Genomic DNA, 23517 nt, shown 5'->3' on the forward strand with positions numbered 1-23517 from the left:
TCCGGTTCGTGCGGCCCGGCGTCGCGCTCGTGCTGTCCGGCGGGGGACGGTCGCTCGGCGGTGAATCCGGCCCGGCGTCGATGGTGAGCTACGTCCTGGTCAAGGAGGACGTGGGCTGGCTGATCACGGCGTTCCAGAACACCCGTGTCAGCGACCCGCGGGCGACGTCGTGAAACCGATGGTCGAGGTCTCCGGGGTTGTGGCGGCGCCGGCGGACGTCGTTGTGGATCGGGTGTTCGAGTACTTCGATTCCCGGCGGGGCGCCCATTATCCGGCCGTCGAAATCGACCCGCCCGGCCGGACCGTGGCGATCCAAGGTGGCTGGTGGTATCGCGGCGAGTACACAGTGGACGATCATCCCGGCGGGAGCCGGGTCACCCATCGGGTCTACAACGTGGCGACCTGGATGCGGTGGGGAGTGCCGCTGGCGAACCGGCTGTTCATCGGCTTCCGGCCCAAGGTCGAAGCGGGGTTCGCGGAGTTCCTCAAGCAGTTGCGATAACCGCGGGTGAGCCGGATTGTCGGTGCTGGTCGGCACACTGGGGGCACGAACAGGAGAAGGAGGAGCCGATGGCCACCACGATCAGCACCGAGGCACCGGTCGTCACCTTGATCAACGTCTTCACCGTCGAGCCGGAGGACCAGCCGGAACTCGTTCGGCTGCTGGGCGAAGCGACCGAAACGGTCATGCGGCACCAGCCGGGGTTCGTCTCCGCGAACATCCACGCCGGACTGGACGGGGTCACGGTCGCGAACTACGCGCAATGGCGGAGCGAGGAGGATTTCGAAGCCATGCTCGCCGACCCCGTCGCCAAGAAACACCTGGCAGAGGTCGCTTCGCTCGCCAAAGTGGAGCCCCGGCTCTACTCGGTCGTGTCCACTCATGGTCGTTAATCGACGCGGCCCTTACGGTTAGGGTAGCCTTACCGCAACAAGGCAAGTTGTAGTGAGGAGCGTCCTAATGGCCGAACAGCCCGCCCGCAAGGCTCGCCCGCTGACGCGGCTGCGTGTCCTGCGCAAGGAGCAGCTCACGCCGCACATGATCAGGATCGTCGCGGGCGGCGAGGGATTGGCGACGTTCACGCACAACGACCTCACCGACGCGTACGTCAAGCTCACCCTTCCGCTGCCGGGGGTGAGCTATCCCGAGCCGTTCGACCTGGAGAAGATCCGGGCCGAGCTGCCACGCGAGCAGTGGCCGAAGGTGCGGTCCTACACCGTCCGCGCCTACGACCAGGCCGCCGGGGAACTCACGATCGACTTCGTGCACCACGGCGACGAGGGTCTCGCCGGTCCGTGGGCCGCGGCCGCGAAGCCGGGCGACGAGCTCATGTTCGCCGGTCCCGGCGGCGGGTACATCCCGGATGAGGAAGCGGACTGGCATCTCCTGGTGGGCGACGAAAGCGCGCTCCCGGCGATCGCGGCTTCGCTCGAAGCCGTCCCCGCGGGTGCCCCGGTGCACGCGTTCATCCTCGTCGAGGACAAGGCCGAGGAGCAGCCGCTCTCGACCAAGGGCGATGCGCAGATCACCTGGCTGCACCGGTCGTCCGGTGGCGACCTGGCGGAAGCCGTGCAGGCGTCGGACTTCCGCGAGGGGGTCGTGCAGGCGTTCGTCCACGGCGAGGCGGGTTTCGTGCGCCAGCTGCGGAAGCACCTGCTCGACGAGCGCGGTGTCCGCAAGGATCTGCTGTCGATCTCGGGTTACTGGCGGCGCGGCGCCGACGACGAGACCTGGCGAGCGGAGAAAGCCGCGGAGCGCGCCAAAGCGCAAAACGCGTAAAGTCCCGTTGTATGGCAACGGAGCTGAAGGTGGACGTCGACCCGGCCGAGATCGGGTTCGACGCGGGGCGGCTGGGTCGGATCGACGGGCATTTCGCCCGGTATGTCGACAAAGGACTGCTTCCCGGCTGGCTGGCCGTGATCACCCGGCACGGCAAGATCGCGCATGTCGCCGGTTCCGGGCAGCGTGACGTCGAAGCGTCGCTGCCGGTCGAGCCGGACACGGTGTGGCGCATTTATTCGATGACCAAACCGGTCACCTCGGTCGCGGCGATGATGTTGTACGAAGAGGGCGCCTTCGACCTCAACGACCCGATTTCCCGCTGGCTACCAGAATTCGCCGAGCCGCGCGTGTACGTCAAGGGTTCGGCGCTGCGCCCGCTCACTGAGCCCGCGACGGAACCCATCCGCGTCTGGCACCTGCTCACGCACACCTCGGGGTTGACCTACGGGTTCCATCACGCGCACCCGATCGACGCGATCTACCGCGCGGCCGGGTACGAATGGGGCACGCCGCCGGGGCTGGACCTCGCGGGCTGTTCCGAGGCGTGGGCCGGGTTCCCGCTCGTGTTCCAGCCCGGCAGTGAATGGAACTACTCGGTGTCGACCGACGTCCTCGGCCGGCTGGTCGAGGTCATCTCCGGTCAGTCGCTCGACGAGTTCTTCGCCGAGCGGATCTTCGGCCCGCTGGGGATGACCGACACCGGATTCTGGACCGAGGACCTCGAACGCCTTGCCGCGCTTTACCTTCCGGCCCCGGGCACGAAACTCGCCGTCCGCAACGACACCTTCGGCGCGCTCGGCACCAAGCCCCCGGCGTGCCTGTCCGGCGGAGGAGGACTGGTGTCGACCGCCGCCGACTACCACCGGTTCACACAGATGCTGTTGCGCGGCGGGGAACTCGACGGCGTCCGGCTGCTGGGACCGCGCACGGTCCGGCACATGGCGAGCAACCACCTGCCGGGCAACGTCGACCTCGAGGAGTTCGGGCGGCCGCTGTTCGCGGAAATGCCGTTCAACGGGCACGGGTTCGGGCTCGGCTTCTCCGTACTGCAGGACCCGATCGCGGCGAAAACCCTGGCCAGTGCCGGGGAATTCGCCTGGGGCGGCGCGGCGAGCACCGCGTTCTGGGTCGACCCTGATGAGGACATCACCGCGTTGTTCTTCACCCAGCTCCTGCCTTCGAGCACCCACCCGATCCGCCAGGAACTCCGCACCCTCGTCTACCAAGCCCTGCTGGAGTGAGCTAAGAGAAACGCCATCTGTCGACAGATGGCGAAAGTGAGCTCACCCGGGGCTGGTGGGGCGGGTGGGGGTGAGGCCGATTTGCTTTTTCAGCATGCGGCCGCCGTCTCCGGTGAGCCGGAGGTAGTAGTCCGACGAGCAGGCCGTGCCGTCTTCGTCGAGAGCCCAGAGGCCGGAACCCGCCGGGACCATCGAGGCGTTCGCGGCGGTCTTCGCGATCTGGTTGCCTTCGTTGTATTCGTCGAACATCGAGATATAGATGCCTTGTGCGCCCACGCGGGTCATGTTGTAGAACTGCCGCCACATGAAATCCCCGTGCGCGCGTTGCCGTGCCTGGGTGTCGCCGGGCAGGACACAGGGCTGGTAGTCGATGCCGTTGGCGTTGCAGTCCGCCTGATCCTGCAGGTTGACGTTGTGGTAAAAATTGTCCGAGTCGGCGGCGTTCCCGATCCGCCCGACCATCCATGGCGAGAGCATGTTGAAGGCGTGGTACACGCCGAGAAAACCCGGTCGGGAGTCTGAGTTCTCGTTGCGCCAGTGCGTCGGTACGCCACCGATCACGTAGCAGCCTTGGGCTTTGAACCAGTTGACGACGTCGAGGCAGGCCGCGGGACCAAAGGGGCGCCCGGCGTCGTTGAAGCCGAAGCCCCAGATGCACACGACCGGTTTCCCGTTCTGCTTGGCGTACGCCGAGGACGACGTCATGGCCTTCATCTTGTTCGTCCAGTCGGTTTTGATCTCTCCCTGCATGTTCGTCCAGCCGGTGACGTCGTACATGATGTAGAACTTCCGCCCGGTCGCCTCCGCGGCGGAGCGCACCTTCACCGCCATCGCGTCGCGGGTCGGGCCCTCGCCGCCGACGGGGTTGAAGCGTTGCAGCGCGGCGGTGTCGCAGCCGTAGTTCTGCATCCAGCGGAAATGCACGTCGACGGTCTGCTGGTCGTGGGAGGAGAAGAGGTTTGCCGGCTGGCCGTTGTTCAGGTTGGGGTATGCCGTGTGGAAGCTCCGCGAGTACTCGCTCATGTCCGGCCACGACTTGATGGTGGTGTTGCTCAGTGACGGCGGCTGGCTCGAGTCTTGGCTCCAGTGCCACCACCGGTTGATAGGCGAACCGTCACCGGTGCAGGCGAACCAGCCCTGGTAGCCGACGGTGATCTTCCCGACGACGTCACCCGGCCCGCTCGCCGCGCTGGCCACGTTCGGGGAGAGGACGCCGAGTGCCGATCCGGCCGCCGCGAGCGCGAGAAAAGATCGGCGCGAGATTCCCATGTATGAACGCCTCCTGCTTGGTGTAGAGGGCGCTCATAGTAGGAATTCCCCACGAAAGAAGGCAACAGTTTGGCAGGGATTATCAAGGATTGTGGCGGATGTCTTGAGCGGACGGGGTTGTCTAGACCAGACAACGCCTGTCATCACGACAGGCGTTGTCCAGGCTGGCTCAGGTGGTCAGTTTCGAGATGATCTGCGAGCCGTAGTCGTCGAGCGTCTGTTCCCGCTCGTCGTGCATCAGGTACAGGGCGAACTGGTCGACGCCGAGCTCGGCCAGTTCCTCCAGGCGCTGGACGTGCGCGCCCGCCGGGCCGAGCAGGCAGAACCGGTCGACGATGTCGTCCGGGACGAAATCGGTCGTCGGATTCCCGGTCTTGCCGTGGTGCGCATAGTCGTAGCCCTGCCGCTCGCGGATGTAGTCGGTCAGCTCGCGGGGCACCTGCCCCGCGTCGCCGTACCGGGCCACCAGGTCCGCGACGTGGTTGCCGACCATCCCGCCGAACCAGCGCAGTTGCTCACGCTGATGCGCCAGGTCGTCGCCGACGTACGCGGGCGCCGCGACGCAGATGGTGATCCCGGCCGGGTCGCGCCCGGCCGCGCGAGCCGCTTCCCGCACCGAACCGATGGTCCAGCGCGCGATCGCTGGGTCCGCGCACTGCAGGATGAAGCCGTCGGCATGCTCGCCGACCATCTTCAGCGCCTTCGGCCCGTACCCGGCCATCCACATCTCGAGCCGCCCGTTGCGGACCCACGGGATCTTGACCGCGGTGTCGCCGAGCATCGCCTCGCGGCCCTCGGCGAGTTCCTTGATCACGTGCATGGACTCGCGCAGCGTGGCCAAAGTAGACGGTGGCTTGCCGATCACGCGGTGCGCCGAGTCGCCCCGGCCGATCCCGCACACCGTCCGGTTGCCGTACATGTCGTTGAGCGTGGCGAACAGCGACGCCAGCACCGACCAGTCCCGCGTGCCGGGACTGGTCACCATCGGGCCCACCACGAGCGACGACGTCGCCGCCAGTATCTGCGAGTAGATGACGAACGGCTCCTGCCACAGCACGCAGGAGTCGAATGTCCACCCGTACCGGAAACCCTTGTCCTCGGCGGTTTTCATCAGCCGCACGACGTCACGGGCAGGCGGGTCCGTCTGCAGCACGATTCCGAAGTCCACTCCGGACCCCTTCTCTTGTCGAAGCAATAACCAAAGAAAACGGCGAATCAGTTGAGGTATTGGTTCAGCTCACGCGAAAGGAAGTGCCCGTGCTTCGTGCTGCCACTGAAGCCCGCCGGCGAGATGACGACGTTCCCGCGTGACAGCACGGTTTCCACCTTGCCGGTGAGCTCGAATCCTTCGTACGCCGAGTAGTCGACATTCATGTGATGCGTTTCGGCGGACAGCGTCTGCTTCGCGGCCGGGTCGTAGATCACGATGTCCGCGTCCGAACCCGGCGCGATGACACCCTTGCGCGGGTACAGCCCGAACATCCGCGCCGGGGTGGTCGAGCAGGTTTCCACCCAGCGGCCGAGCGAGATCTCGCCCGCGACCACGCCCTGGTGCAGCAGGTCCATCCGGTGCTCGACGCCGGGCATGCCGTTGGGGATGGCCCGGAAGTCGTTGCGGCCCATCTCCTTCTGGTCCTTGAAGCAGAACGGGCAGTGATCGGTGGACACCACGGACAGGTCGTTGGTCCGCAGTCCCCGCCAGAGATCGGTCTGGTGCGACTTCTCGCGCAGCGGGGGAGAGGCCACGTACTTCGCGCCCTCGAAGTCCGGTTTCGCCATGTCCTCAATGGACAGATAGAGATACTGCGGACAGGTCTCGGCGAAGACGTTCTGGCCCTCGTTGCGTGCCTGCGCCACCGCAGCCAAGGCCTGCGACGCGGAGAGGTGCACGATGTAGAGCGGGGAACCGGTCACCTTCGCGAGCGTGATCGCCCGTGACGTCGCCTCGCCTTCGAGCTCCGGCGGCCGGGTGTAGCTGTGCTGCACCGGATCCGTCTTGCCCGAGGCGACGGCCAGTGCGGCCAGCTCGTCGATCGCGATGCCGTTTTCGGCGTGCATCATGATCGTGGAGCCGTTTTCGCGTGCCTTCTGCATCGCCCGCAGGATCTCGCCGTCGGTCGAGTAGAAAACCCCGGGATAGGCCATGAACATCTTGAAGCTGGTGACCCCGGCGCTGACGCAGGTCTCCATCTCCTTCAACGAGGTGTCGTTGACGTCCGACACGATCATGTGGAACCCGTAGTCGATCGCGCAGTTGTCGTCGGCCTTCTCGTGCCACTTGTCCAAAGTGGCCAGTAGCGAGGTTCCCTTGGCCTGCACCGCGAAGTCGATGATCGTGGTCGTCCCGCCCCAGGCCGCGGCCGTGGTGCCGGTGGAGAAGGTGTCGTTGGAGAAGCTGCCGCCGAACGGCATCTCCATATGGGTGTGGGCGTCGATCCCGCCGGGCATGACGTACTTCCCGGTCGCGTCGATGACCGTGTCCGCGGTCTCGTCGGGGAAGACACCGGGCGCGGCGACGGCGGCGATCGTCTCGCCGTCGATCAGCACGTCCGCCGCCGAAGCGCCGGTCGTGCTCAGAACCGTTCCGCCCTTGATCAGCGTGCGCATCGCTCAGGCCTCCGTCAATGGGCCGTAGCTGTCGGGACGGCGGTCACGGTAGAAGGCCCACTGGTCGCGGACCTCGGTGAGCTTGCCCATGTCCAGGTCTCGGACGACGATCTCCTCCTCGGTGTCCGACGCGGCGTCGCCGACGAGCTGGCCACGCGGGTCCGCGAAGTACGTCTGGCCGTAGAACTCGTTGTCGCCCAAGGGTTCCACGCCGACGCGGTTGATCGTGCCGACGAAGTACTCGTTCGCCACGGCCGCGGAGGTCTGTTCCAGGCGCCACAGGTACTCCGACAGCCCGCGGCTCGTCGCCGAGGGGTTGAACACGATCTTCGCCCCGGCCAGTCCGAGCGCGCGCCAGCCTTCGGGGAAATGCCGGTCGTAGCAGATGTACACGCCGATCCGGCCGACCGCGGTGTCGAAGATCGGGTAGCCGGTGTTGCCGGGCCGGAAGTAGAACTTCTCCCAGAAGCCCTTCACCTGCGGGATGTGGTTCTTCCGGTACTTCCCGAGGTACGTGCCGTCGGCGTCGATCACCGCGGCGGTGTTGTAGTAGACGCCCGGCTGCTCGACCTCGTACATCGGCGCGACGATGACGATGCTGTGCCGCTCCGCGACCTCCTGCAGCAGTTTTGTCGTCGGGCCGTCGGGGATCTGCTCGGTGTAGGAGTAGTAGTCCGCGTCCTGTACCTGGCAGAAGTACGGGCCGTAGAACAACTCCTGCAGGCAGACCACCTGCGCGCCCTGGGATGCGGCCTTGCCGATCGCGTCGACGGCCGCGGCGATCATGGACTCCTTGTCACCGGTCCATCGTTGCTGGATCAATGCGGCTCGCACCAGATCGCTCACTTGACTCCTCCTCAGTGTGCATTTCGGACAGGGGTAGAGATTTGTGACCCGGCAAGGACAACGCGAGATACGTGACAAAGGCGGCCACCAGGCCGACCAGCCAGTTGTAGTCGTACAGCGGTTTCAGGAACGGGATCAGGCCGTCGGCCGGGAACGGACCGCCGTAGGCACCGCCGACCGAGAGCACGGCACCGACCAGCGTCGCGACCAGCGCTTTCCAGTTCCAGCCGCCCTTGAACCAGTACGCGCCGCGCTCGGTGTACAGCCCGGCCAGGTCGAGTTTCGTGCGGTTGACCACCCAGTAGCCCGCGACCAGCACGCCGGCGACCGCGCCGAGGAGCCCGCCGTAGAACCCGAGCCACGCGAAGATGTAGATGCTCGGATCGGAGTAGAGCTTCCACGGCATGATCAGGATCCCGATGACCCCGGTGATCAGGCCGCCGATGGCGAAGGTGACCTTCTTCGGGAAGGCGTTGGAGAAATCGTAGGACGGGCTGACGACGTTGGCCGCGAGGTTGGCCGAAATCGTGGCCAGCACCAGCGCGACGAGCGCGACCACCACGACGACCGGGCTGTCGAACTTGTCGGCGAGCCTGGCCGGGTCCCAGATCTGCTCGCCGTAGAGCACACTTCCGCCGGACGTCGTCAGGATCGCGACGATCGCGATGAACGTCATCGTCGTCGGCAGGCCGAGGATCTGCCCGCGGACCTGCTTGCGCTGGCTCCCGCCGAACCTCGTGAAGTCCGGCATGTTGAGCGACAGCGTCGACCAGAACGCGATCATGGCCATCAGTGTCGGCGCGAAGACCTTCCAGAAGTCCGGGCCCCAGCCCAGTTTGCCCGGCTCGGACAGGATCGGGCCGAAGCCGCCGGCCTTGATCAGGACGTAGCCCAGCAGGATCAGGAAACCGACCGACACGAGCGGCGCGGTCCAGTTCTCGAACTTCCGGATCGCCTCCATCCCGCGCCAGATGATCAGCATCTGGATCACCCAGAACACCGCGAACGACAGCCACAGCGTCCAGTGCTGCCCCGCGACCACCGCGGAGTCCTTCCAGCCGGACCCGGCCAGGCGCCCGACGATGATGTAGATGGCCTCGCCACCCACCCAGGTCTGGATACCGAACCAGCCGCACGCGATGAACGCGCGGAGCAGCGCCGCGAAGTTGGCGCCGCGGGTGCCGTAGAAGGCGCGGGCGAACACGGGGAACGGGATGCCGTACTTCGTCCCGGCGTGGCTGTTCGCCAGCATCGGGGCGAGTACGACGATGTTGCCGATGGTGATGGTGAGCAGCGCCTGCACCCAGTTCATGCCGAGCGCGATGAGCGAAGCGGCGAGGGCGTAACTGGGGATGTTGTGCGCCATCCCCATCCAGAGCGCGAAGTAGTTGTAGGTGCTCCAGGTGCGTTTTTCCACCGGCACCGGGGCGAGTTCGTCGTTGTAGAACCGGCTGTCCTGAATGGACGTCAAGTCGCCGAGTTCCACCCGGCCATCACTGTGCACGATCTGCGTTCCGCGTGCGGTCGGCTCCATTGCGGAATCCTGCGCGCCCGCGAAGCGTCGACGTCAGTGGCAGAGTGTTCACTTTTGCCGGTGTCGAGACGCATTCTGTCGATTGCGCCGCAGGCCCTCCGGTGCATGGCGTACGTCACACCCCTGCCCGTAGCACGCCTGAAACCCGACCTCAACCTCCACAGGATCTCCACAAATCACGCCGAGGCTCTCCACGGCGATTCCCTACAGTTCATCCCATGGAACCGGGAGCACGGCGGATTCTCGTCGTCGAGGACGAACTGACGATCGCCGAAGCGGTCGCTGCCAGGCTGCGTGCCGAGGGATTCGCCGTGGATCTGGCGCACGACGGGCCGTCCGCGGTGACGGCGTTCGAGGCCACCGAGCCGGACCTCGTGGTGCTCGACGTCATGCTGCCCGGGTTCGACGGGCTCGAGGTGTGCCGCCGGATCCAGTCGAAGCGGCCCGTGCCGGTGTTGATGGTGACAGCACGCGCCGACGAGACGGATCTGCTGGTCGGCTTGGGGGTTGGCGCCGACGACTACTTGACGAAGCCGTTTTCGATCCGTGAGCTGGCGGCGCGGGTCCACGCGCTGCTGCGACGGGTCGAACGCGCGACGCAAACGGACCACGACGAGTCGCGGATCGTCCTCGGCGACCTGGAGATCGACACGACCGAGCGACGCGTGTCGCGCGCCGGAGTCGCCGCGCAGCTGACGCCGATGGAGTTCGACCTGCTCGTCCATCTGGCCAGGCGGCCGCGGGCGGTGCAACCGAGGGAGCGGCTGCTCGCCGAGCTGTGGTCGTGGAGCGACGCGTCCGGGACCCGCGCGGTGGACAGTCACATCAAGGCGTTGCGCCGCAAGCTCGGGGCGGACCTGATCCGGACCGTGCACGGCGTCGGCTATGCGCTGGAGGTGGCCAAATGAGCCTCAGGGTGACCACGAGACGGTATCTGGACATGGTGCCGCGGCCGCTCGATTCGGTGCGGTCGATGAAACTGAAACTGGCGATCCTGTTGGTCGCCTCCGGTGGGCTGGCGTTCGCGTTCTTCTGGTCGCAGATCGGCTGGCTGCCGCCGCGGACGACGATCACGGCGTTGCTGGGCGCGTTGATCTTTTCGCAGCTGCTGGCGCACGGCATGACCAAACCATTGCGGGAGATGACCGCCGCGGCGAGGGCGATGGCTCGCGGCGACTACACCCGTCGCATTCCGGCCACTTCTCGTGACGAGGTCGGCGAACTGGCCCACGCGTTCAACCAGATGGCGGCCGATCTGGCGGCGGTCGACCAGGAACGCCGTGAGCTGATCGCGAACGTGTCGCACGAGCTGCGCACGCCGATCACCGCGTTGCGCGCGGTGCTGGAGAACCTGGTCGACGGCGTCGAGAAGCCCGATCCGGCGACGCTGAGCACCGCGCTCGCCCAGACCGAACGACTCGGCCTGCTGGTCGGCGAGTTGCTGGACCTTTCGCGGATCGACGCCGGTGTGCTGGCACTCGACCGTGAGGAGTTCGAACTGGGGCCGCTGGTGGAGGAGGCCGTCGCCGAAGCCGAGGTCACCGACGCCGCCACCGGCAGGGGGATCCGGTTCGCCATCGACGTCGAGCCGCCCGGGGTGCGGGTGCTCGCCGATCGCGGGCGGCTGCACCAGGTCGTCATCAACCTGCTCGACAACGCCGCCCGCCACGGCCCCGCCGGGGGCGAGGTCGGCGTCCACGTCCGCACGATGGGCGACGACGTGACGATCGAAGTCCGCGACGAAGGCCCTGGTATCCCGCGGGAGGAGCGGCACCAGGTGTTCGAGCGCTTCACCCGCGGCGGGCGCGCCGGAGGCGGCGGGACCGGGCTCGGCCTGGCCATCGTGCGCTGGGTGGTCGACCTGCACGGCGGCACGATCGCCGTCGTCGACCCCGCGGGCGGAGCACCCGGGGGCCATATCCGCGTGACGCTGCCCGCCCGCTAAAAGTCTTCTTTTCCTTGTATAGCCCGGACCGTTCTCGGTCACGGGGCGATGCCGCACACCCTGGAGGACCCGATGACCGACCCGTCCCCGCCCGTAGCCCACGCCACGCCGCCGGATGTCGCGGTGCCGGATGTCGCAGTGCCGACCGGCGGTTCCAGTGTGGCCACTGCCGAGCCGAAGCCGAAGATCCCGGAACCGATGCTGTTACGGCCGCCGGTGCTGCCGAAGTCGGCCGTCGTGCCGCTGCCGCCCGCGGTGCTCCCTGCCATGGGCGTCGCCGGAGTGGCCGCCGCGGCGATGCTGCCGATGGACCGGCCGGGTGTCGGGTGGCTGCTGGTCGGGCTGGTCGTGACCGCCGCGGTGTACCTCGTCCACCGGAAGACGCGCTCCGCCAAGAAGTTCTCGCCCGCCCGCGTGCTGTGGGCGGGCGCGGCGATCGTCCTGCTGGGCGTCGGGACGTTCCGCACCTCCGGCTGGCTGTTCGCGCTCTGCGTTTTCGCGGCCTGTGTAGCCGGTTCCCTCGCGGTCGTCGGGCGCCGCTCGTCCCACGGCTTCGCCTACGACATGCTCGCCGTGCCGCTCGAAGCGCTGCGGAGCCTGCCGTGGATCATGCGGGGCACGGCGAAACTCCGGCCGCGCGACGCCGCCAAGACCAACAGGGTCAGCATCGCGGTGGCGATCAGTGTCACTTTGCTCGCGGTGTTCGTGCCCCTGCTGGCCGGCGCCGACGAGGCGTTCGCCGATTTGCTGACCAACCTGATGCCCGACGTGAACGGGCCCACCACGTTCCGCTGGCTGTTCGCGTTCGGACTGGTCGGGCTGGGCACGGTCGGCGCGTGTTACGTCCTGGCGGCACCACCCGCGCCCGCCGGCTCGCCGAAACGGCCGCGGCGGCAGCTCGACCGGGTGGAATGGGCGTTGCCGGTCGGCGTGCTGGTGGCGCTGTTCACCGTGTTCGTGGCGGTGCAGTTCGTGGCGCTGTTCGGCGGGGACGCCTACGTGCTGCAAACCTCCGGCCTGCGGTACTCGGACTACGCGCGGACTGGGTTCCATCAGCTGGTCGCTATCACGGTGCTGACGCTGGCCGTCATTTCGACAGCGCTTCGGTGGGCCCCCAAGGAAACCGCGGGCGACCGGGCCTGGCTGCGGGGGCTGCTGAGCGGGTTGAGCGTGCTGACGCTGGTGATCGTGGCGTCGGCGCTGGGACGGATGTGGACCTACCAGCAGGCGTACGGGTTCACCGTGTTGCGGCTGCTGGTGGAGGCGGCCGAGCTTTGGCTGGGCGTGCTGTACCTGCTGATGCTGGTGGCGCTGATCCGGCTGGAGCAGCGATGGCTGCCGCGGGCTGTGATCGGGACGGCGGTGGCGGGACTGGTGACGCTGGCCGCGATCAACCCGGAGGGGTTCATCGCGGACCGCAACATCGACCGGTTCGAGCGGACGCAGTCGATCGACATCGCTTACCTGCGAACACTTTCCTCAGACGTGGTGCCGACGCTGGCCCGGCTGCCGGAGCCGATCCGCGCCTGTGTCCTGGTGGGGATCCGCGAGCGCGTACAGGACACGTGGTGGGAGTGGAACTCCGCCCGGTCCTACGCGCGGAGCCTGCCGTACCCGACTCTTTCCGAGCCGTGCAGCCGATTCTGACGAAAACTGACATGAACGGACCTTTCCTTGCACGAGAGGCCAGGAAAGGTCCGTTCATAGCGCGCTTTGGACATCACGAGATGTCGACATCTCGTGATACCCCGCGTCCGCAACTATCGCCATCTGTCGACAGGTGGCGGTGGGTCAGAAGTCGAAGATGCCGTTCGAGCTGACCGCCGCCAGGCACGGGTTGCCGTAGGACGCGGTGAAGGTCTTCGGTTTACCGCGCCAGTGGCCCTCCACGGAGACGTCCACGGGCTGGTAGATCAGCGTGCACGCCTCGGGGTTCGAGTGGATGTTCTCGAAGTCGCCGTCGACGGCGGCCAGTTCGGCGCAGGCGTGCGCGCGGTCGGGGTGGGTGCCGCCGGCCGGCTGACACTGGAGGGACACCGAGCTGGCACGACCGTCCACGGTCTGCATGCGGAGCTCGAAGGAGGAGCCGGCGGGTTGTGCCGGGGCGCCCAGGCACGCGAGGGTGAGCGCGCAGGCGGTGATCGGTTCGACAAGGAAGAAAGCCATACCTGACCTATCGGCAGTTTCAGCCGTTCACTCCCCACTCACCTGAGTGAAGATCACCCCACGAACGGGTGGTCAGTCGTCGCCCAGCATTTCCTTGAGCACCGCGCGTTGAGTCGGCTTCGCTTGTTCGTGGCGCAACCGGCCGGCTTCGGTCAGTGTGACGAAGATCCCGCGCCGGTCCTGCTCGCACATCGCGCGCTCCACGAGACCTTCGCGCTCCATTCTCGCGACAAGGCGGGAGGTGGCGCTCTGGCTCAAGTGCACGGCTTCGGTGAGGTCGGTACCCCGGCACTGACGGTCCGCGTTGGCCAGTCGCTCGAGTGCCTCGAACTCGCTGACACCGATGCCGTGCAGCTCCTGCAGCTTGGCCTCCAGCGCACCGAACACCGCGGCGTGGCGGGCGAGCAGCCCATGCCACTGCTGGACCAGACCTCGTTCCGCGACATCGCTCACGACACGAAGATAGCATGCACCTGAATTTGATGCAAACGGGTTTAATTCTCTTGCATTAGATGCACACGCATGTAGTGTGCTCCGCATGAGCTCTTCCACTCAACTGTCCACCACCTCGACACGGTGGGACGCGCGCCTGTGGGGCGTACTGCTCACCGTGTCCACCGTCGTCGGCCTCGACGCACTCGACGTCTCGATGGTCGGCGTCGCCCTTCCCTCCATTCGGGCTGACCTCGGCCTTTCCACCAGCGCGCTGCAATGGGTCGTCAGCGGCTACGTGCTCGGCTACGGCGGACTGCTCCTGCTCGGCGGGCGCACCGCCGACCTGCTCGGCAGGCGCCGGGTCTTCCTCGTCGCGGTCAGCGTTTTCGCGGTCGCCTCCCTGCTCGGGGGCCTTGTCGACAACGAGGCGCTGCTGATCGCCAGCCGCTTCGTCAAGGGACTCGCCGCGGCGTTCACCGCACCGGCGGCGCTGTCCATCGTCACCACGACGTTCAAGGAAGGACCCGCCCGCAACCGGGCGATCAGCATCTTCGCGGTGTTCGGCGCCAGCGGGTACTCGGCTGGGCTCGTCTTCTCCGGCTTGCTGACCGAGGTCGGCTGGCGGTGGACGTTCCTGCTCCCGGTGCCGATTGCGCTCATCGCGCTGGTGGCCGCGTTCATCTTGATCCCGGACTACCGGCCGGACCGCTCCGGCGCGGGCTACGACATCCCGGGCGCGATCACCGGTGCCGCGGGTTCACTGCTGCTGGTGTTCGCCGTCGTCGAAGCTCCTCACGCCGGCTGGGCGTCGCCCCGGACGCTGATCTCCTTCGTCGTCGCGGCCGCCCTGCTCGTCGCCTTCGTGTTCATCGAGAAGCGCAGCAGCCACCCGTTGCTCAGGCTCGGCATCCTGCGCTCGGGTCCGTTGGCCAGGGCCAACCTCGGTGGCGGCCTGTTCTTCGGTGCCTACATCGGCTTCCAGTTCGTGGTGATGCTCTACCTGCAGTCGGTGCTCGCCTGGTCCGCGCTCGAGACCGCGCTGGGATTCCTGCCCGCGGCGTTGATCGTGGCCTTCGGCTCACCGCGGATCGAGCCGCTGATCGATCGGTTCGGCACCTCGCGTGTCATCTTCGTCGGCGTTCTCGCGCACGTGGTCGGGTACGCGCTGTTCCTCGGCGTCGATGAGAACTCCGGCTACGCGGCTTCGGTGCTGCCGAGCATGATCCTGCTCGGGATCGGCTTCATGCTCGCGTTCTCCTCGCTCAACATCCAGGGCACCGCGGGGATCCCCGACAACGAGCAAGGCCTCGCCGGTGGCCTGCTCAACACCTCGCTGCAGGTCGGCGGCGCGATCGGGCTCGCGATCGTGACGGCGGTGCTCACCGCCAACGGTGGTGGCGACGCCTCACCGGCCGCGCTGCTCACCGGGCTTACCCCGGCGCTGAGCGTGGTCACCGGGATCGCCGTGCTCGGCCTGCTGGTCGCACTGTCGGGAATCGCCGGACGTCGGCGCCAGGAAGCCGTCGCCGCCGAACCGGAGCTCGCGCTCGCATCGGAGTAACCGGGATGCCACCACGGCCGCTTCGGCCGTGGTGGCACCTCAGTTTTGGACGTCGTGCGCCAGCAAGGCGACATACAGCGACAGCATCGACGCCGGGTCTTCCAAGTGGACACCCAGGATCTGCTCTATCCGGGCGAGCTGCTGGTAGTACGCCGTACGGGAAATATGCGCGGCGGCCGCGGCGGCGGACTTGTTGCCGCCCTGTTCGCAGTAGTGCCGCAGGGCCTGCACGAGCCTGCTGCCGGTGGTCGCGTCGCGTACCAGGAGCGGGCCGAGTTCGCGGGCGGCGAAGGCTTCGAGGCGTTCGTCGTGGGCGAGCAGTTGCAGCAGGCCGGGCAACCTGACGTCGTCGAGCCGGTGGAACACCCTGTCGACGTTCCCCTGCAACGCGGCGGCGGCGACCTGCGCGGCCTCGACGAGGGTGCGGCGCGCGTCGGCGGGCCCGTCCACAATGGTCCCGGCGGCGATCACGCACGCCGAGCCCGGCCGCGCTTCGTGGATATCGGTGGCGAGCCGCTGCAGCACGCTTTCGGCGTTCGCCTCCGGGGACAACGAGACGAGCGCGCGCACACCGGTGTCGTCGATCGTCGAGACCAGCAGTGACACCCGCGCCCGCCGCGCGGCCAGCGAAGCCGCTTCGGCGAACGCCCGCAGCAGCGGCGGAGTCGAGAGCGCGGGCTGCGTCGACACGGTCATCTTCGGCCGGACGGCGACACCCACCAGCCGTCGCCCGGTCAGCGGCACGGCCAGCGCGGACGACCTCGCGAGCAGCTCCGCCGAGGGCACCGGCGAAGCCAGCAACTCGGTCAGCACCGCGCGATGGGCCTGCCGTTCCAGACTGTCGGAGTCCTTCGCGACCAGCCGGTGCACGGCGAGCGCGGACGCGGCGCGTTCGGCGACGACGACATGCCGATGCGGCGGCGGTTCGGCGCAGACCACCACGAGCCGTCCCCAGTCGTGCCCGCGCGCGCCGACGATCGTGACCAGCCAGCCCGCACCCGCGTGATACCCGGTGCGCTCGCCGAGCTGGATCGCGCGTGAACGCGTCAGCCAGCCGGACAGCAGCTCGCTCGGGTCGGTGCCGGCCGCGTCGTAGGCGAGTACCTCGTGGGACAGCGTTTCCAGCACCACCGGTTGTTCGGTCATCCGCGCGACCTCGCGCAGCACCGCGTCGGGCTCGGCGCCGGACACCGTCAGCGTGGTGAACGTCTGGTGCACTTGCTCGGCGGCCCGCAGCTCGTCGACCTGCGCGTCCACGATCAGCCCGTTGACCGACTCGGTCACCGTGACGAACCGCGTCTCCCGCGACAGCGTGACCAGCGGGATCCCGTGCTCGTCCGCCGCGTCGAGCAGTGCGGCGGGCAGTTCGTCGCTCCAATGCCGCAGGAGTTCGACGACCAGCCCCGCGACGCCGACAGCGGCCAGCTCACCGATGTACTTGGTCAGGGCGTCGTCGTCGTCGGGCAGTGCGATGCCGGTGGTGAGCACCAGTTCGCCACCCTTGAGCAGATGCGCGATGTCGGCGACCTCGGCCACGTGGACCCAGCGGACTCCCGCGTCCAGCCCGGAAGCACCCGCGACGACGTGCGGCCTGCCGTGCCGGAGCACGGGAAGCTTGAGCACCTCGGCGACCGTGGGATACATAAGACACAGACTGTACGGCCGGGAGCGGGAGTCGGTACATGTTGACGGTCGCGCCCGCGCGGCGCGCACCCCGAGACTCAGACCATGAGCGACGACTTGGTGACCCGGCATCGGGCGGTCATGCCGAACTGGCTGGCCCTGTACTACCAGGAGCCCATCGAGATCGTGCGGGCCGAGGGGAGGCGCGTCACCGATTCGACCGGGAAGACCTATCTCGACTTCTTCGCCGGCATCCTCACCAACGCCATCGGCTACGACGTCGCCGAGATCTCCGACGCCATCCGCTCGCAGCTCGACACCGGGGTGCTGCACACCTCGACGCTCTACCTCATCCGCAAACAGGTCGAGCTCGCCGAGCAGATCGCGGAGCTCTCCGGCATCCCGGACGCCAAGGTGTTCTTCACCAACTCCGGTACCGAGGCCAACGAGACCGCGCTCATGCTGGCGACGCAGTACCGCCGCAGCAACCAGATCCTCGCGGTCCGGAACTCCTATCACGGCCGGGCGTTCGCCACGATCGGCATCACCGGCAACCGCGGCTGGTCGGCCAGCTCGCTCTCGCCGGTCAAGGTCAGTTACGTCCACGGCGGTTACCGTTACCGTGGCCCGTTTTCGGCGTACTCCGACGCGGATTACGTCGCCGCGTGTGTCGAGGATCTGCGGGATGTCTTGCAGACCACCACTTCCGGTGACGTCGCCGCGATGATCGTCGAGCCGATCCAGGGCGTCGGCGGGTTCAACGTGCCGCCGGACGGGTTGCTCGCCGGGTACAAGGAGGTCTTGGACGAGAACGGGATCCTGTTCATCTCCGACGAGGTGCAGACCGGCTGGGGCCGGACGGGTGAACATTTCTGGGGCTTCGAGTCGCACGGTGTCGTGCCGGACGCGCTGACGTTCGCGAAGGGGCTCGGCAATGGGCTCGCGATCGGCGGGATCGTCGCGCGCGGGGACCTGATGGACTGCCTCAACGCGAACTCGATCTCGACGTTCGGCGGCAACCCGATCTCCACCGCGGGTGCCAAGGCGACGCTGGATTACTTGCTGGACAACGATTTGCAGGGCAACGCGGCGAAGCAGGGCGACAAGCTGCTCAGCGGGCTGCGGGACATCGCCGCTCGTCACGACGTCGTCGGGGACGTCCGTGGCAAGGGGCTGATGATCGGGGTCGAGCTCGTCGAGCCGGGCGGTGTCGAGCCGAGCCCGCCGGCGGCGGCGCAGGTGATGGAGGAGACGAAGGCACGCGGGCTGCTCGTCGGCAAGGGCGGGCTGCACAACAACGTGATCCGGCTGGCGCCGCCGATGACGCTGACCGACGAGGAAACCACCGAAGCGCTGGGAATTCTCGGCGAAAGCATCGCGAAGGCACAGGAGTCGAGGGCGAAATGACCGGACGTATCAGCCATTGGATCGACGGCAAGCCGTGGTCCGGCGTCGCGGACCGCACCGGTGACGTGTTCGACCCGGCGACCGGCGAGGTGAGCTCGAAGGTCGATTTCGCTTCCACCTCAGAGGTTGCCGAAGCCGTCGCGGCCGCGTCCCGGGCGTTCCCGGGCTGGCGCGGGACGTCGTTGGCCGGGCGGACGAAGGTGCTCTTCGCCTTCCGTGAGCTCCTTTCGGCGCGCAAGGGAGACCTCGCGAAGATCGTCACCAGCGAGCACGGCAAGGTCGAATCCGACGCCGCCGGCGAGATCGCGCGGGCACTGGAGAACGTCGAATACGCTTGTGGCGCCGCACAAATGCTCAAGGGCGGCTTCAGCGAGAACGCGTCCACGGGGGTCGACGTCTATTCGATCGCGCAGCCGCTCGGGGTGGTCGGCGTGATCTCGCCGTTCAACTTCCCGGCGATGGTGCCGCTGTGGTTCGTGCCCAACGCGATCGCCAGCGGCAACACGGTTGTGCTCAAGCCGAGTGAGAAGGACCCGTCCGCGGCCAATTTCATCGCGGAACTGTTCGCCGAAGCCGGTTTGCCGGATGGTGTGCTGAACGTGCTGCACGGGGACAAGGTCGCCGTCGACGGTTTGCTGGAGCACAAGGACGTCAAGGCGATCTCGTTCGTCGGGTCGACGCCGATCGCGCGCTATGTCTACGAAACCGGCACGCGTAACGGCAAGCGGGTGCAGGCGCTGGGCGGCGCGAAGAACCACATGGTCGTGCTGCCGGACGCCGATCTCGACCTCGCGGCGGATGCGGCGGTGTCGGCCGGGTTCGGTTCGGCGGGGGAGCGGTGCATGGCCGTTTCGGTCGTCGTCGCGGTCGGTCCCGTCGGGGACGAGCTGGTCGGCAAGGTCGCCGACCGGATCTCGGGGCTGCGTGTCGGCAATGGTCACGAGCCCGAGTCGGAGATGGGCCCGCTGGTCACCGCCGCGCACCACACCCGCGTCAAGTCCTATGTGGACGCCGGAGTGGAGTCGGGCGCGTCGCTGGTCGTCGACGGACGGGGCATCGAGGTCGAAGGCGCGGCAGGTGGGTATTGGCTCGGCCCGACGCTGTTCGACCACGTCCGGCCCGAGATGTCGATCTATACCGACGAAATCTTCGGTCCCGTGCTCGCCGTGGTCCGCGCGGAGAGCTACGCCGAAGCGCTGGAACTGATCAACGGCAACCCGTACGGCAACGGCACCGCCATCTTCACCAACGACGGCGGCGCCGCGCGGCGGTTCCAGAACGAGGTCGAGGTCGGCATGGTCGGGGTCAACGTCCCGATCCCGGTGCCGGTGTCCTACTACTCGTTCGGCGGCTGGAAGGACTCCCTGTTCGGCGACTCCCATGCCTACGGGCCGGAGGGGTTCCACTTCTTCACCCGGACGAAGGTCGTCACCTCCCGCTGGCTCGACCCGTCCCACGGCGGCGTCAACCTCGGCTTCCCCCGCAACTCCTGACGCACCTCGGGGACTACGCCGGCAGTTTCCCGGGTACGGCCAGGCCGTGTCCTGTTCGTCTTACGTTCGCAAGGAAACAGGATCACCCAACACTAGGTCGTCGAACGTCTGCGGCGGGCGAGCAAGGCACCGAGGACGCCGAGCACACCGAGGCCGGTGAGTGGCCAGGCCCAGAGTCGACGGCCGGTGACGGCGTCGCGGCAGGCCGCCGTGTAGGTCGTGACGGAGCTGGTGCTGCGGGCGGGGGCGCCGGTGAGTGTCTTGAAATAGTCGTCGGCGGTTCCGAAGTATATGGCCTCGCGGGAGTCGGGGTTGACGGCGCTGCCGCAGTCGAAGGTGGCCCTCCAGGCGTCGTCCATGGTGACGGTGCCGGTGAGCGCGACGACGCCGATCACGAGCAGTGCGGTGGCGATGAGGCCGGCGAGTAGCCGCAGGATCATGGAGTTCCCTTCCTCCTTACGAGCCAGCAGATGCCATCAGATACGGTCACCGGCTGGTAAACAAGTCCATATTCCCCCGGGCGGAGGGAGCGCCGCGGAGCATGGGTCCGGCCGGTCTTCCCGTAAGCTGGAAGTGTGGCCAACTCGGATGAGCGCCGCTTCGAGGTGCTGCGCGCGATCGTTGCGGACTACGTGTCCAACCAGGAGCCGGTCGGCTCGAAGGCGATCGTCGACCGGCACAACCTCGGCGTGTCCAGCGCTACGGTCCGCAACGACATGGCGGCGCTGGAAGAAGAGGGCTACATCACACAGCCGCACACCAGCGCCGGTCGTATCCCGACGGACAAGGGCTACCGCCTGTTCGTCGACAGGCTCTCCGACATCAAGCCGCTGAGCGCCGCCGAGCGCCGCGCCATCACGAACTTCCTGGACTCTGGCACCGACCTCGACGACGTGCTCAGGCGCTCGGTGCGGCTTCTCGCGCAGCTCACCCGCCAGGTCGCCGTCGTGCAGTACCCGGTGCTGACCAACTCGACGGTCCGCCATCTCGAGGTCGTTCCGCTCTCCCCGGCGCGCCTGATGCTGGTGCTGATCACCGATACCGGCCGCGTGGACCAGCGCACCGTCGACCTCGGCGACGTCATCACCGAGGACGCCGTCGCCCGGCTGCGCACGGTCCTCAACGCCGCGCTGGGTGGCCGGAAACTCTCCGAAGCCGCCGCCAGGGTCGCCGAGCTGCCCGACAAGTCGCCCAACGAGCTGCGCGACGTGCTCGTCCGGGTCTGTACCGTTCTTATCGAATCACTCGTGGACCATCCGGAGCAGCGGCTCGTCCTCGGTGGCACGGCGAACCTCACCCGCAACGCCGCGGACTTCCCCGGCTCACTGCGTCAGGTGCTCGAAGCGCTCGAAGAACAGGTCGTCGTGCTGAAGCTTCTCGCGGCCGCTCGCAACCCCGGTGCGATCACGGTGAGCATCGGTGAGGAAAATGAGGACGAGCAGATGCGCAGTACCTCGGTGGTGTCGGTCGGCTACGGCATGGACGACCTGCTGCTCGGCGGTATGGGGGTGGTCGGGCCGACCAGGATGGACTACCCGAACACGATCGCTTCGGTGCGCGCGGTGGCCAACTATGTCGGACAGATTCTGTCCAGTAAATAGTCGTTCGGCAGTGGTTCGATCGAACAGAGTTTTAGTAATACAGAGGAGACGGCAAGACGGTGGCGAGGGATTACTACGGCACACTCGGGGTGGCCAAGAACGCGACCGATCAGGAGATCAAACGCGCTTACCGCAAGCTCGCCCGCGAGCTGCACCCCGACGTTAACCCGTCCGAAGACGCGCAACACCGCTTCGGCGAGGTCACCACCGCTTACGAGGTGCTGTCCGACCCGCAGAAGCGCAAGGTCGTCGACCTCGGTGGCGATCCGATGGACGGTGGTCGCGGCGGTGGCGGCGGCGGGCAGGACCCGTTCGCCGGTTTCGGCGGCCTCGGCGACATCATGGACGCCTTCTTCGGCGCTTCCGGTGGCGGAGGCGGCGCTCGTGGCCGCGGGCCGCGCAGCCGGGTCCAGCCCGGTTCGGACGCGCTCATCCGCCTCGGCCTGACGCTGGAGGAGTGCGCGACCGGCGCCGATCGCCAGATCGCCGTCGACACCGCGATCCTGTGCGACCTGTGTCACGGCAACGGCACCGCCCCGGGCGCGACCCTCAAGACCTGTGACACCTGTGGTGGCGCCGGTGAGGTCCAGTCCGTGCAGCGGTCGTTCCTCGGCCAGGTCGTCACCGCGCGGCCGTGCCCGGTCTGCCGCGGGTTCGGCGAGGTCATCACCGACCCGTGCCAGAAATGCGGCGGCGACGGCCGCGTCCGCGCGCGGCGCACTGTCACCGCGAAGATCCCGGGTGGCGTCGGCGACGGCATGCGGATCAGGCTGTCCGGCCAGGGCGAAGTCGGCTCCGGCGGTGGCCCGGCGGGTGACCTGTACGTCGAGATCGACGAAGCGCCGCACGAGGTCTTCGTCCGCCAGGGCCACGACCTGCACTGCAACTTCCGCATCCCGATGACCACCGCGGCGCTCGGCGCCAGCGTGCCCATCGAGACGCTGATCGACGGCGACTACGAGCTCGACATCGAGCCCGGCACCCAACCGGCCACCGAACTGGTGCTCACCGGGATGGGCATGCCGCGGATCCGGTCGTCCGGGCGCGTCGACGGCCGTGGTGACCTGCACGTCCACATCGACGTCCAGGTGCCGACCAAGCTCGACGACGCCCAGCGCGACCTGCTGGTCGACCTGGCGCAGCAGCGGGGCGAAGAGGTCCCGACGCTGGCCACCAACGGCACCAAGCACGGCGGTCTCTTCTCGAAGCTGCGCGCCAAGAACCGGTGAGCACTCGGGAATCCGGGACCACTGCCACCCCGCCGGTCTTCCTCGTCGAAACGGTGCCCGCGAGCGGGCAGGTCGTGCTCGACGGCGAGGAAGCCCGGCACGCGGCCACCGTGCGTCGGCTGCGGGTCGGCGAGCGGCTCATGCTGTCCGACGGCGACGGTGGCCTGGCGCGTTGTGTGGTCGACGCAGTTCAAGCAGGTCGTGACGCGTCGCTGCGGCTGTCGATCGAAGAGCGCTGGACCGAACCCGCGCCCGCGCTGCGCGTGATCGTGGCGCAGGCACTGGTGAAAGGCGACCGCGGCGAACTCGCCGTCGAACTCGCGACCGAAGCCGGCGCGGACGCCGTGCTCCCGTGGCGCGCCGCACGCAGCGTGGCGAAATGGGAAGACGGACCGCGCGGCGAAAAGGCGTTGGCGCGCTGGCGAAGCACGGCCCGGGCCGCGGCGAAACAAGCCCGGCGTTCACGTGTCCCCGAAGTCGGCGAACCGGTGAACACCCGCGCCTTGACCGAGCTGATCAGCGCGTCCGCGGTAACGCTCGTCCTGGAATCCGCTGTCAGCGAACGATTGGCTGACGTCGAACTCCCCGAAAGCGGCGACCTCATCCTCATCGTCGGCCCCGAAGGCGGCATCACCGACGAAGAGATCACCACCTTCACCGACGCCGGAGCCAAAATCGTCCGCCTCAGCCCGACCGTCCTTCGCACTTCGACAGCCGCCGCCGTTGCACTCGGCGCACTGGGCGCCCTCACCACCCGCTGGGCCTGAACAACCCTAT

The 23517-nt window shown here is 67.7% G+C and carries 22 protein-coding genes; 13 read left to right on the top strand and 9 right to left on the bottom strand.

All coding sequences use genetic code 11. From position 1 onward, the window contains the following. The first annotated feature begins 178 nt into the window (after window positions 1–178). The 4 genes from VGP60_RS21210 to VGP60_RS21225 all read left to right on the top strand — a co-directional run bounded on the left by VGP60_RS21210 (window position 179) and on the right by VGP60_RS21225 (window position 3024). The gene (locus tag VGP60_RS21210; protein WP_327549840.1) at window positions 179–502 is read left to right on the top strand and encodes a hypothetical protein; all 324 of its coding nucleotides are present in this window, start codon (window positions 179–181) and stop codon (window positions 500–502) included. Between the two features lie 68 nt (window positions 503–570). Next, complete coding sequence (locus VGP60_RS21215; protein WP_327549788.1) at window positions 571–894, top strand: antibiotic biosynthesis monooxygenase family protein; 324 nt, start codon at window positions 571–573, stop codon at window positions 892–894. Between the two features lie 67 nt (window positions 895–961). After that, entirely contained in the window at window positions 962–1780 is an 819-nt protein-coding gene (locus VGP60_RS21220; protein ID WP_327549789.1) for a siderophore-interacting protein, read from the top strand. A gap of 11 nt (window positions 1781–1791) precedes the next feature. Beyond that, window positions 1792–3024: a serine hydrolase domain-containing protein gene (locus VGP60_RS21225; RefSeq protein ID WP_327549790.1), complete on the top strand. Its 1233-nt coding sequence runs from the start codon at window positions 1792–1794 to the stop codon at window positions 3022–3024. A 42-nt stretch (window positions 3025–3066) separates the two neighbouring features. On the opposite strand, the gene VGP60_RS21230 is transcribed toward VGP60_RS21225, so the two are convergent. The 5 genes from VGP60_RS21230 to VGP60_RS21250 all read right to left on the bottom strand — a co-directional run bounded on the left by VGP60_RS21230 (window position 3067) and on the right by VGP60_RS21250 (window position 9280). Then, window positions 3067–4293 carry a glycoside hydrolase family 71/99-like protein gene (locus tag VGP60_RS21230; RefSeq protein ID WP_327549791.1) on the bottom strand — a complete coding sequence of 409 codons (1227 nt, stop codon included), beginning with the start codon at window positions 4291–4293 and terminating at the stop codon, window positions 3067–3069. Window positions 4294–4462: 169 nt separating this feature from the next. Further along, window positions 4463–5461, bottom strand: a complete 999-nt coding sequence (locus VGP60_RS21235) for a TIGR03842 family LLM class F420-dependent oxidoreductase (protein ID WP_327549792.1) — start codon at window positions 5459–5461, stop codon at window positions 4463–4465. A gap of 47 nt (window positions 5462–5508) precedes the next feature. Continuing rightward, window positions 5509–6900, bottom strand: coding sequence for a dihydropyrimidinase (gene hydA, locus VGP60_RS21240; protein WP_327549793.1), 1392 nt, complete (start codon window positions 6898–6900; stop codon window positions 5509–5511). A 3-nt stretch (window positions 6901–6903) separates the two neighbouring features. Beyond that, the gene (locus VGP60_RS21245; protein WP_327549794.1) at window positions 6904–7746 is read right to left on the bottom strand and encodes a nitrilase-related carbon-nitrogen hydrolase; all 843 of its coding nucleotides are present in this window, start codon (window positions 7744–7746) and stop codon (window positions 6904–6906) included. Next, window positions 7697–9280: an NCS1 family nucleobase:cation symporter-1 gene (locus VGP60_RS21250; RefSeq protein ID WP_327549795.1), complete on the bottom strand. Its 1584-nt coding sequence runs from the start codon at window positions 9278–9280 to the stop codon at window positions 7697–7699. The genes VGP60_RS21245 and VGP60_RS21250 overlap by 50 nt, the downstream gene beginning before the upstream one ends. Window positions 9281–9498: 218 nt before the next feature. Between VGP60_RS21250 and VGP60_RS21255 the strand changes: the two genes are divergently transcribed. The 3 genes from VGP60_RS21255 to VGP60_RS21265 all read left to right on the top strand — a co-directional run bounded on the left by VGP60_RS21255 (window position 9499) and on the right by VGP60_RS21265 (window position 12872). Continuing rightward, window positions 9499–10188 carry a response regulator gene (locus VGP60_RS21255; RefSeq protein WP_422653004.1) on the top strand — a complete coding sequence of 230 codons (690 nt, stop codon included), beginning with the start codon at window positions 9499–9501 and terminating at the stop codon, window positions 10186–10188. Next, complete coding sequence (locus VGP60_RS21260) at window positions 10185–11225, top strand: HAMP domain-containing sensor histidine kinase (protein ID WP_327549796.1); 1041 nt, start codon at window positions 10185–10187, stop codon at window positions 11223–11225. The genes VGP60_RS21255 and VGP60_RS21260 overlap by 4 nt, the downstream gene beginning before the upstream one ends. A gap of 72 nt (window positions 11226–11297) precedes the next feature. Next, a complete protein-coding gene (locus VGP60_RS21265) occupies window positions 11298–12872 on the top strand; it encodes a DUF4153 domain-containing protein (protein WP_327549797.1) in 1575 nt (524 codons plus the stop codon). 144 nt (window positions 12873–13016) lie between these two features. On the opposite strand, the gene VGP60_RS21270 is transcribed toward VGP60_RS21265, so the two are convergent. Together VGP60_RS21270 and VGP60_RS21275 are read right to left on the bottom strand one after the other, a co-directional pair. Beyond that, window positions 13017–13391 carry an SSI family serine proteinase inhibitor gene (locus VGP60_RS21270; RefSeq protein WP_327549798.1) on the bottom strand — a complete coding sequence of 125 codons (375 nt, stop codon included), beginning with the start codon at window positions 13389–13391 and terminating at the stop codon, window positions 13017–13019. 72 nt (window positions 13392–13463) lie between these two features. Then, a complete protein-coding gene (locus tag VGP60_RS21275; RefSeq protein ID WP_327549799.1) occupies window positions 13464–13844 on the bottom strand; it encodes a MarR family winged helix-turn-helix transcriptional regulator in 381 nt (126 codons plus the stop codon). Between the two features lie 85 nt (window positions 13845–13929). Here VGP60_RS21275 and VGP60_RS21280 point away from each other — a divergent pair, with 85 nt between their 5' ends. Further along, window positions 13930–15387, top strand: a complete 1458-nt coding sequence (locus VGP60_RS21280) for an MFS transporter (RefSeq protein WP_327549800.1) — start codon at window positions 13930–13932, stop codon at window positions 15385–15387. Between the two features lie 39 nt (window positions 15388–15426). Here the strand turns inward: VGP60_RS21280 and VGP60_RS21285 are convergent, their stop codons facing one another. Next, window positions 15427–17031: a PucR family transcriptional regulator gene (locus VGP60_RS21285; RefSeq protein WP_327549801.1), complete on the bottom strand. Its 1605-nt coding sequence runs from the start codon at window positions 17029–17031 to the stop codon at window positions 15427–15429. A gap of 84 nt (window positions 17032–17115) precedes the next feature. On the opposite strand from VGP60_RS21285, the gene VGP60_RS21290 reads away from it, so the two are divergent. Together VGP60_RS21290 and VGP60_RS21295 are read left to right on the top strand one after the other, a co-directional pair. Continuing rightward, window positions 17116–18417, top strand: coding sequence for an aspartate aminotransferase family protein (locus VGP60_RS21290; RefSeq protein ID WP_327549802.1), 1302 nt, complete (start codon window positions 17116–17118; stop codon window positions 18415–18417). After that, window positions 18414–19910, top strand: coding sequence for a CoA-acylating methylmalonate-semialdehyde dehydrogenase (locus VGP60_RS21295; RefSeq protein ID WP_327549803.1), 1497 nt, complete (start codon window positions 18414–18416; stop codon window positions 19908–19910). The genes VGP60_RS21290 and VGP60_RS21295 overlap by 4 nt, the downstream gene beginning before the upstream one ends. 92 nt (window positions 19911–20002) lie before the next feature. On the opposite strand, the gene VGP60_RS21300 is transcribed toward VGP60_RS21295, so the two are convergent. Beyond that, window positions 20003–20350, bottom strand: coding sequence for a hypothetical protein (locus tag VGP60_RS21300; protein WP_327549804.1), 348 nt, complete (start codon window positions 20348–20350; stop codon window positions 20003–20005). Window positions 20351–20485: 135 nt separating this feature from the next. Between VGP60_RS21300 and hrcA the strand changes: the two genes are divergently transcribed. The 3 genes from hrcA to VGP60_RS21315 are packed head-to-tail and all read left to right on the top strand — an operon-like array spanning window position 20486 to window position 23507. Then, a complete protein-coding gene (gene hrcA, locus VGP60_RS21305; protein ID WP_327549805.1) occupies window positions 20486–21511 on the top strand; it encodes a heat-inducible transcriptional repressor HrcA in 1026 nt (341 codons plus the stop codon). Between the two features lie 59 nt (window positions 21512–21570). Next, a complete protein-coding gene (gene dnaJ, locus VGP60_RS21310) occupies window positions 21571–22740 on the top strand; it encodes a molecular chaperone DnaJ (protein ID WP_327549806.1) in 1170 nt (389 codons plus the stop codon). Then, window positions 22737–23507, top strand: a complete 771-nt coding sequence (locus VGP60_RS21315; protein WP_327549807.1) for a 16S rRNA (uracil(1498)-N(3))-methyltransferase — start codon at window positions 22737–22739, stop codon at window positions 23505–23507. Before dnaJ ends, VGP60_RS21315 begins: the two co-directional genes overlap by 4 nt. The last annotated feature ends 10 nt before the right edge of the window (window positions 23508–23517 follow it).

The sequence above is a fragment of the Amycolatopsis sp. genome (assembly GCF_036008905.1).
Taxonomy (GTDB): Bacteria; Actinomycetota; Actinomycetes; order Mycobacteriales; family Pseudonocardiaceae; genus Amycolatopsis.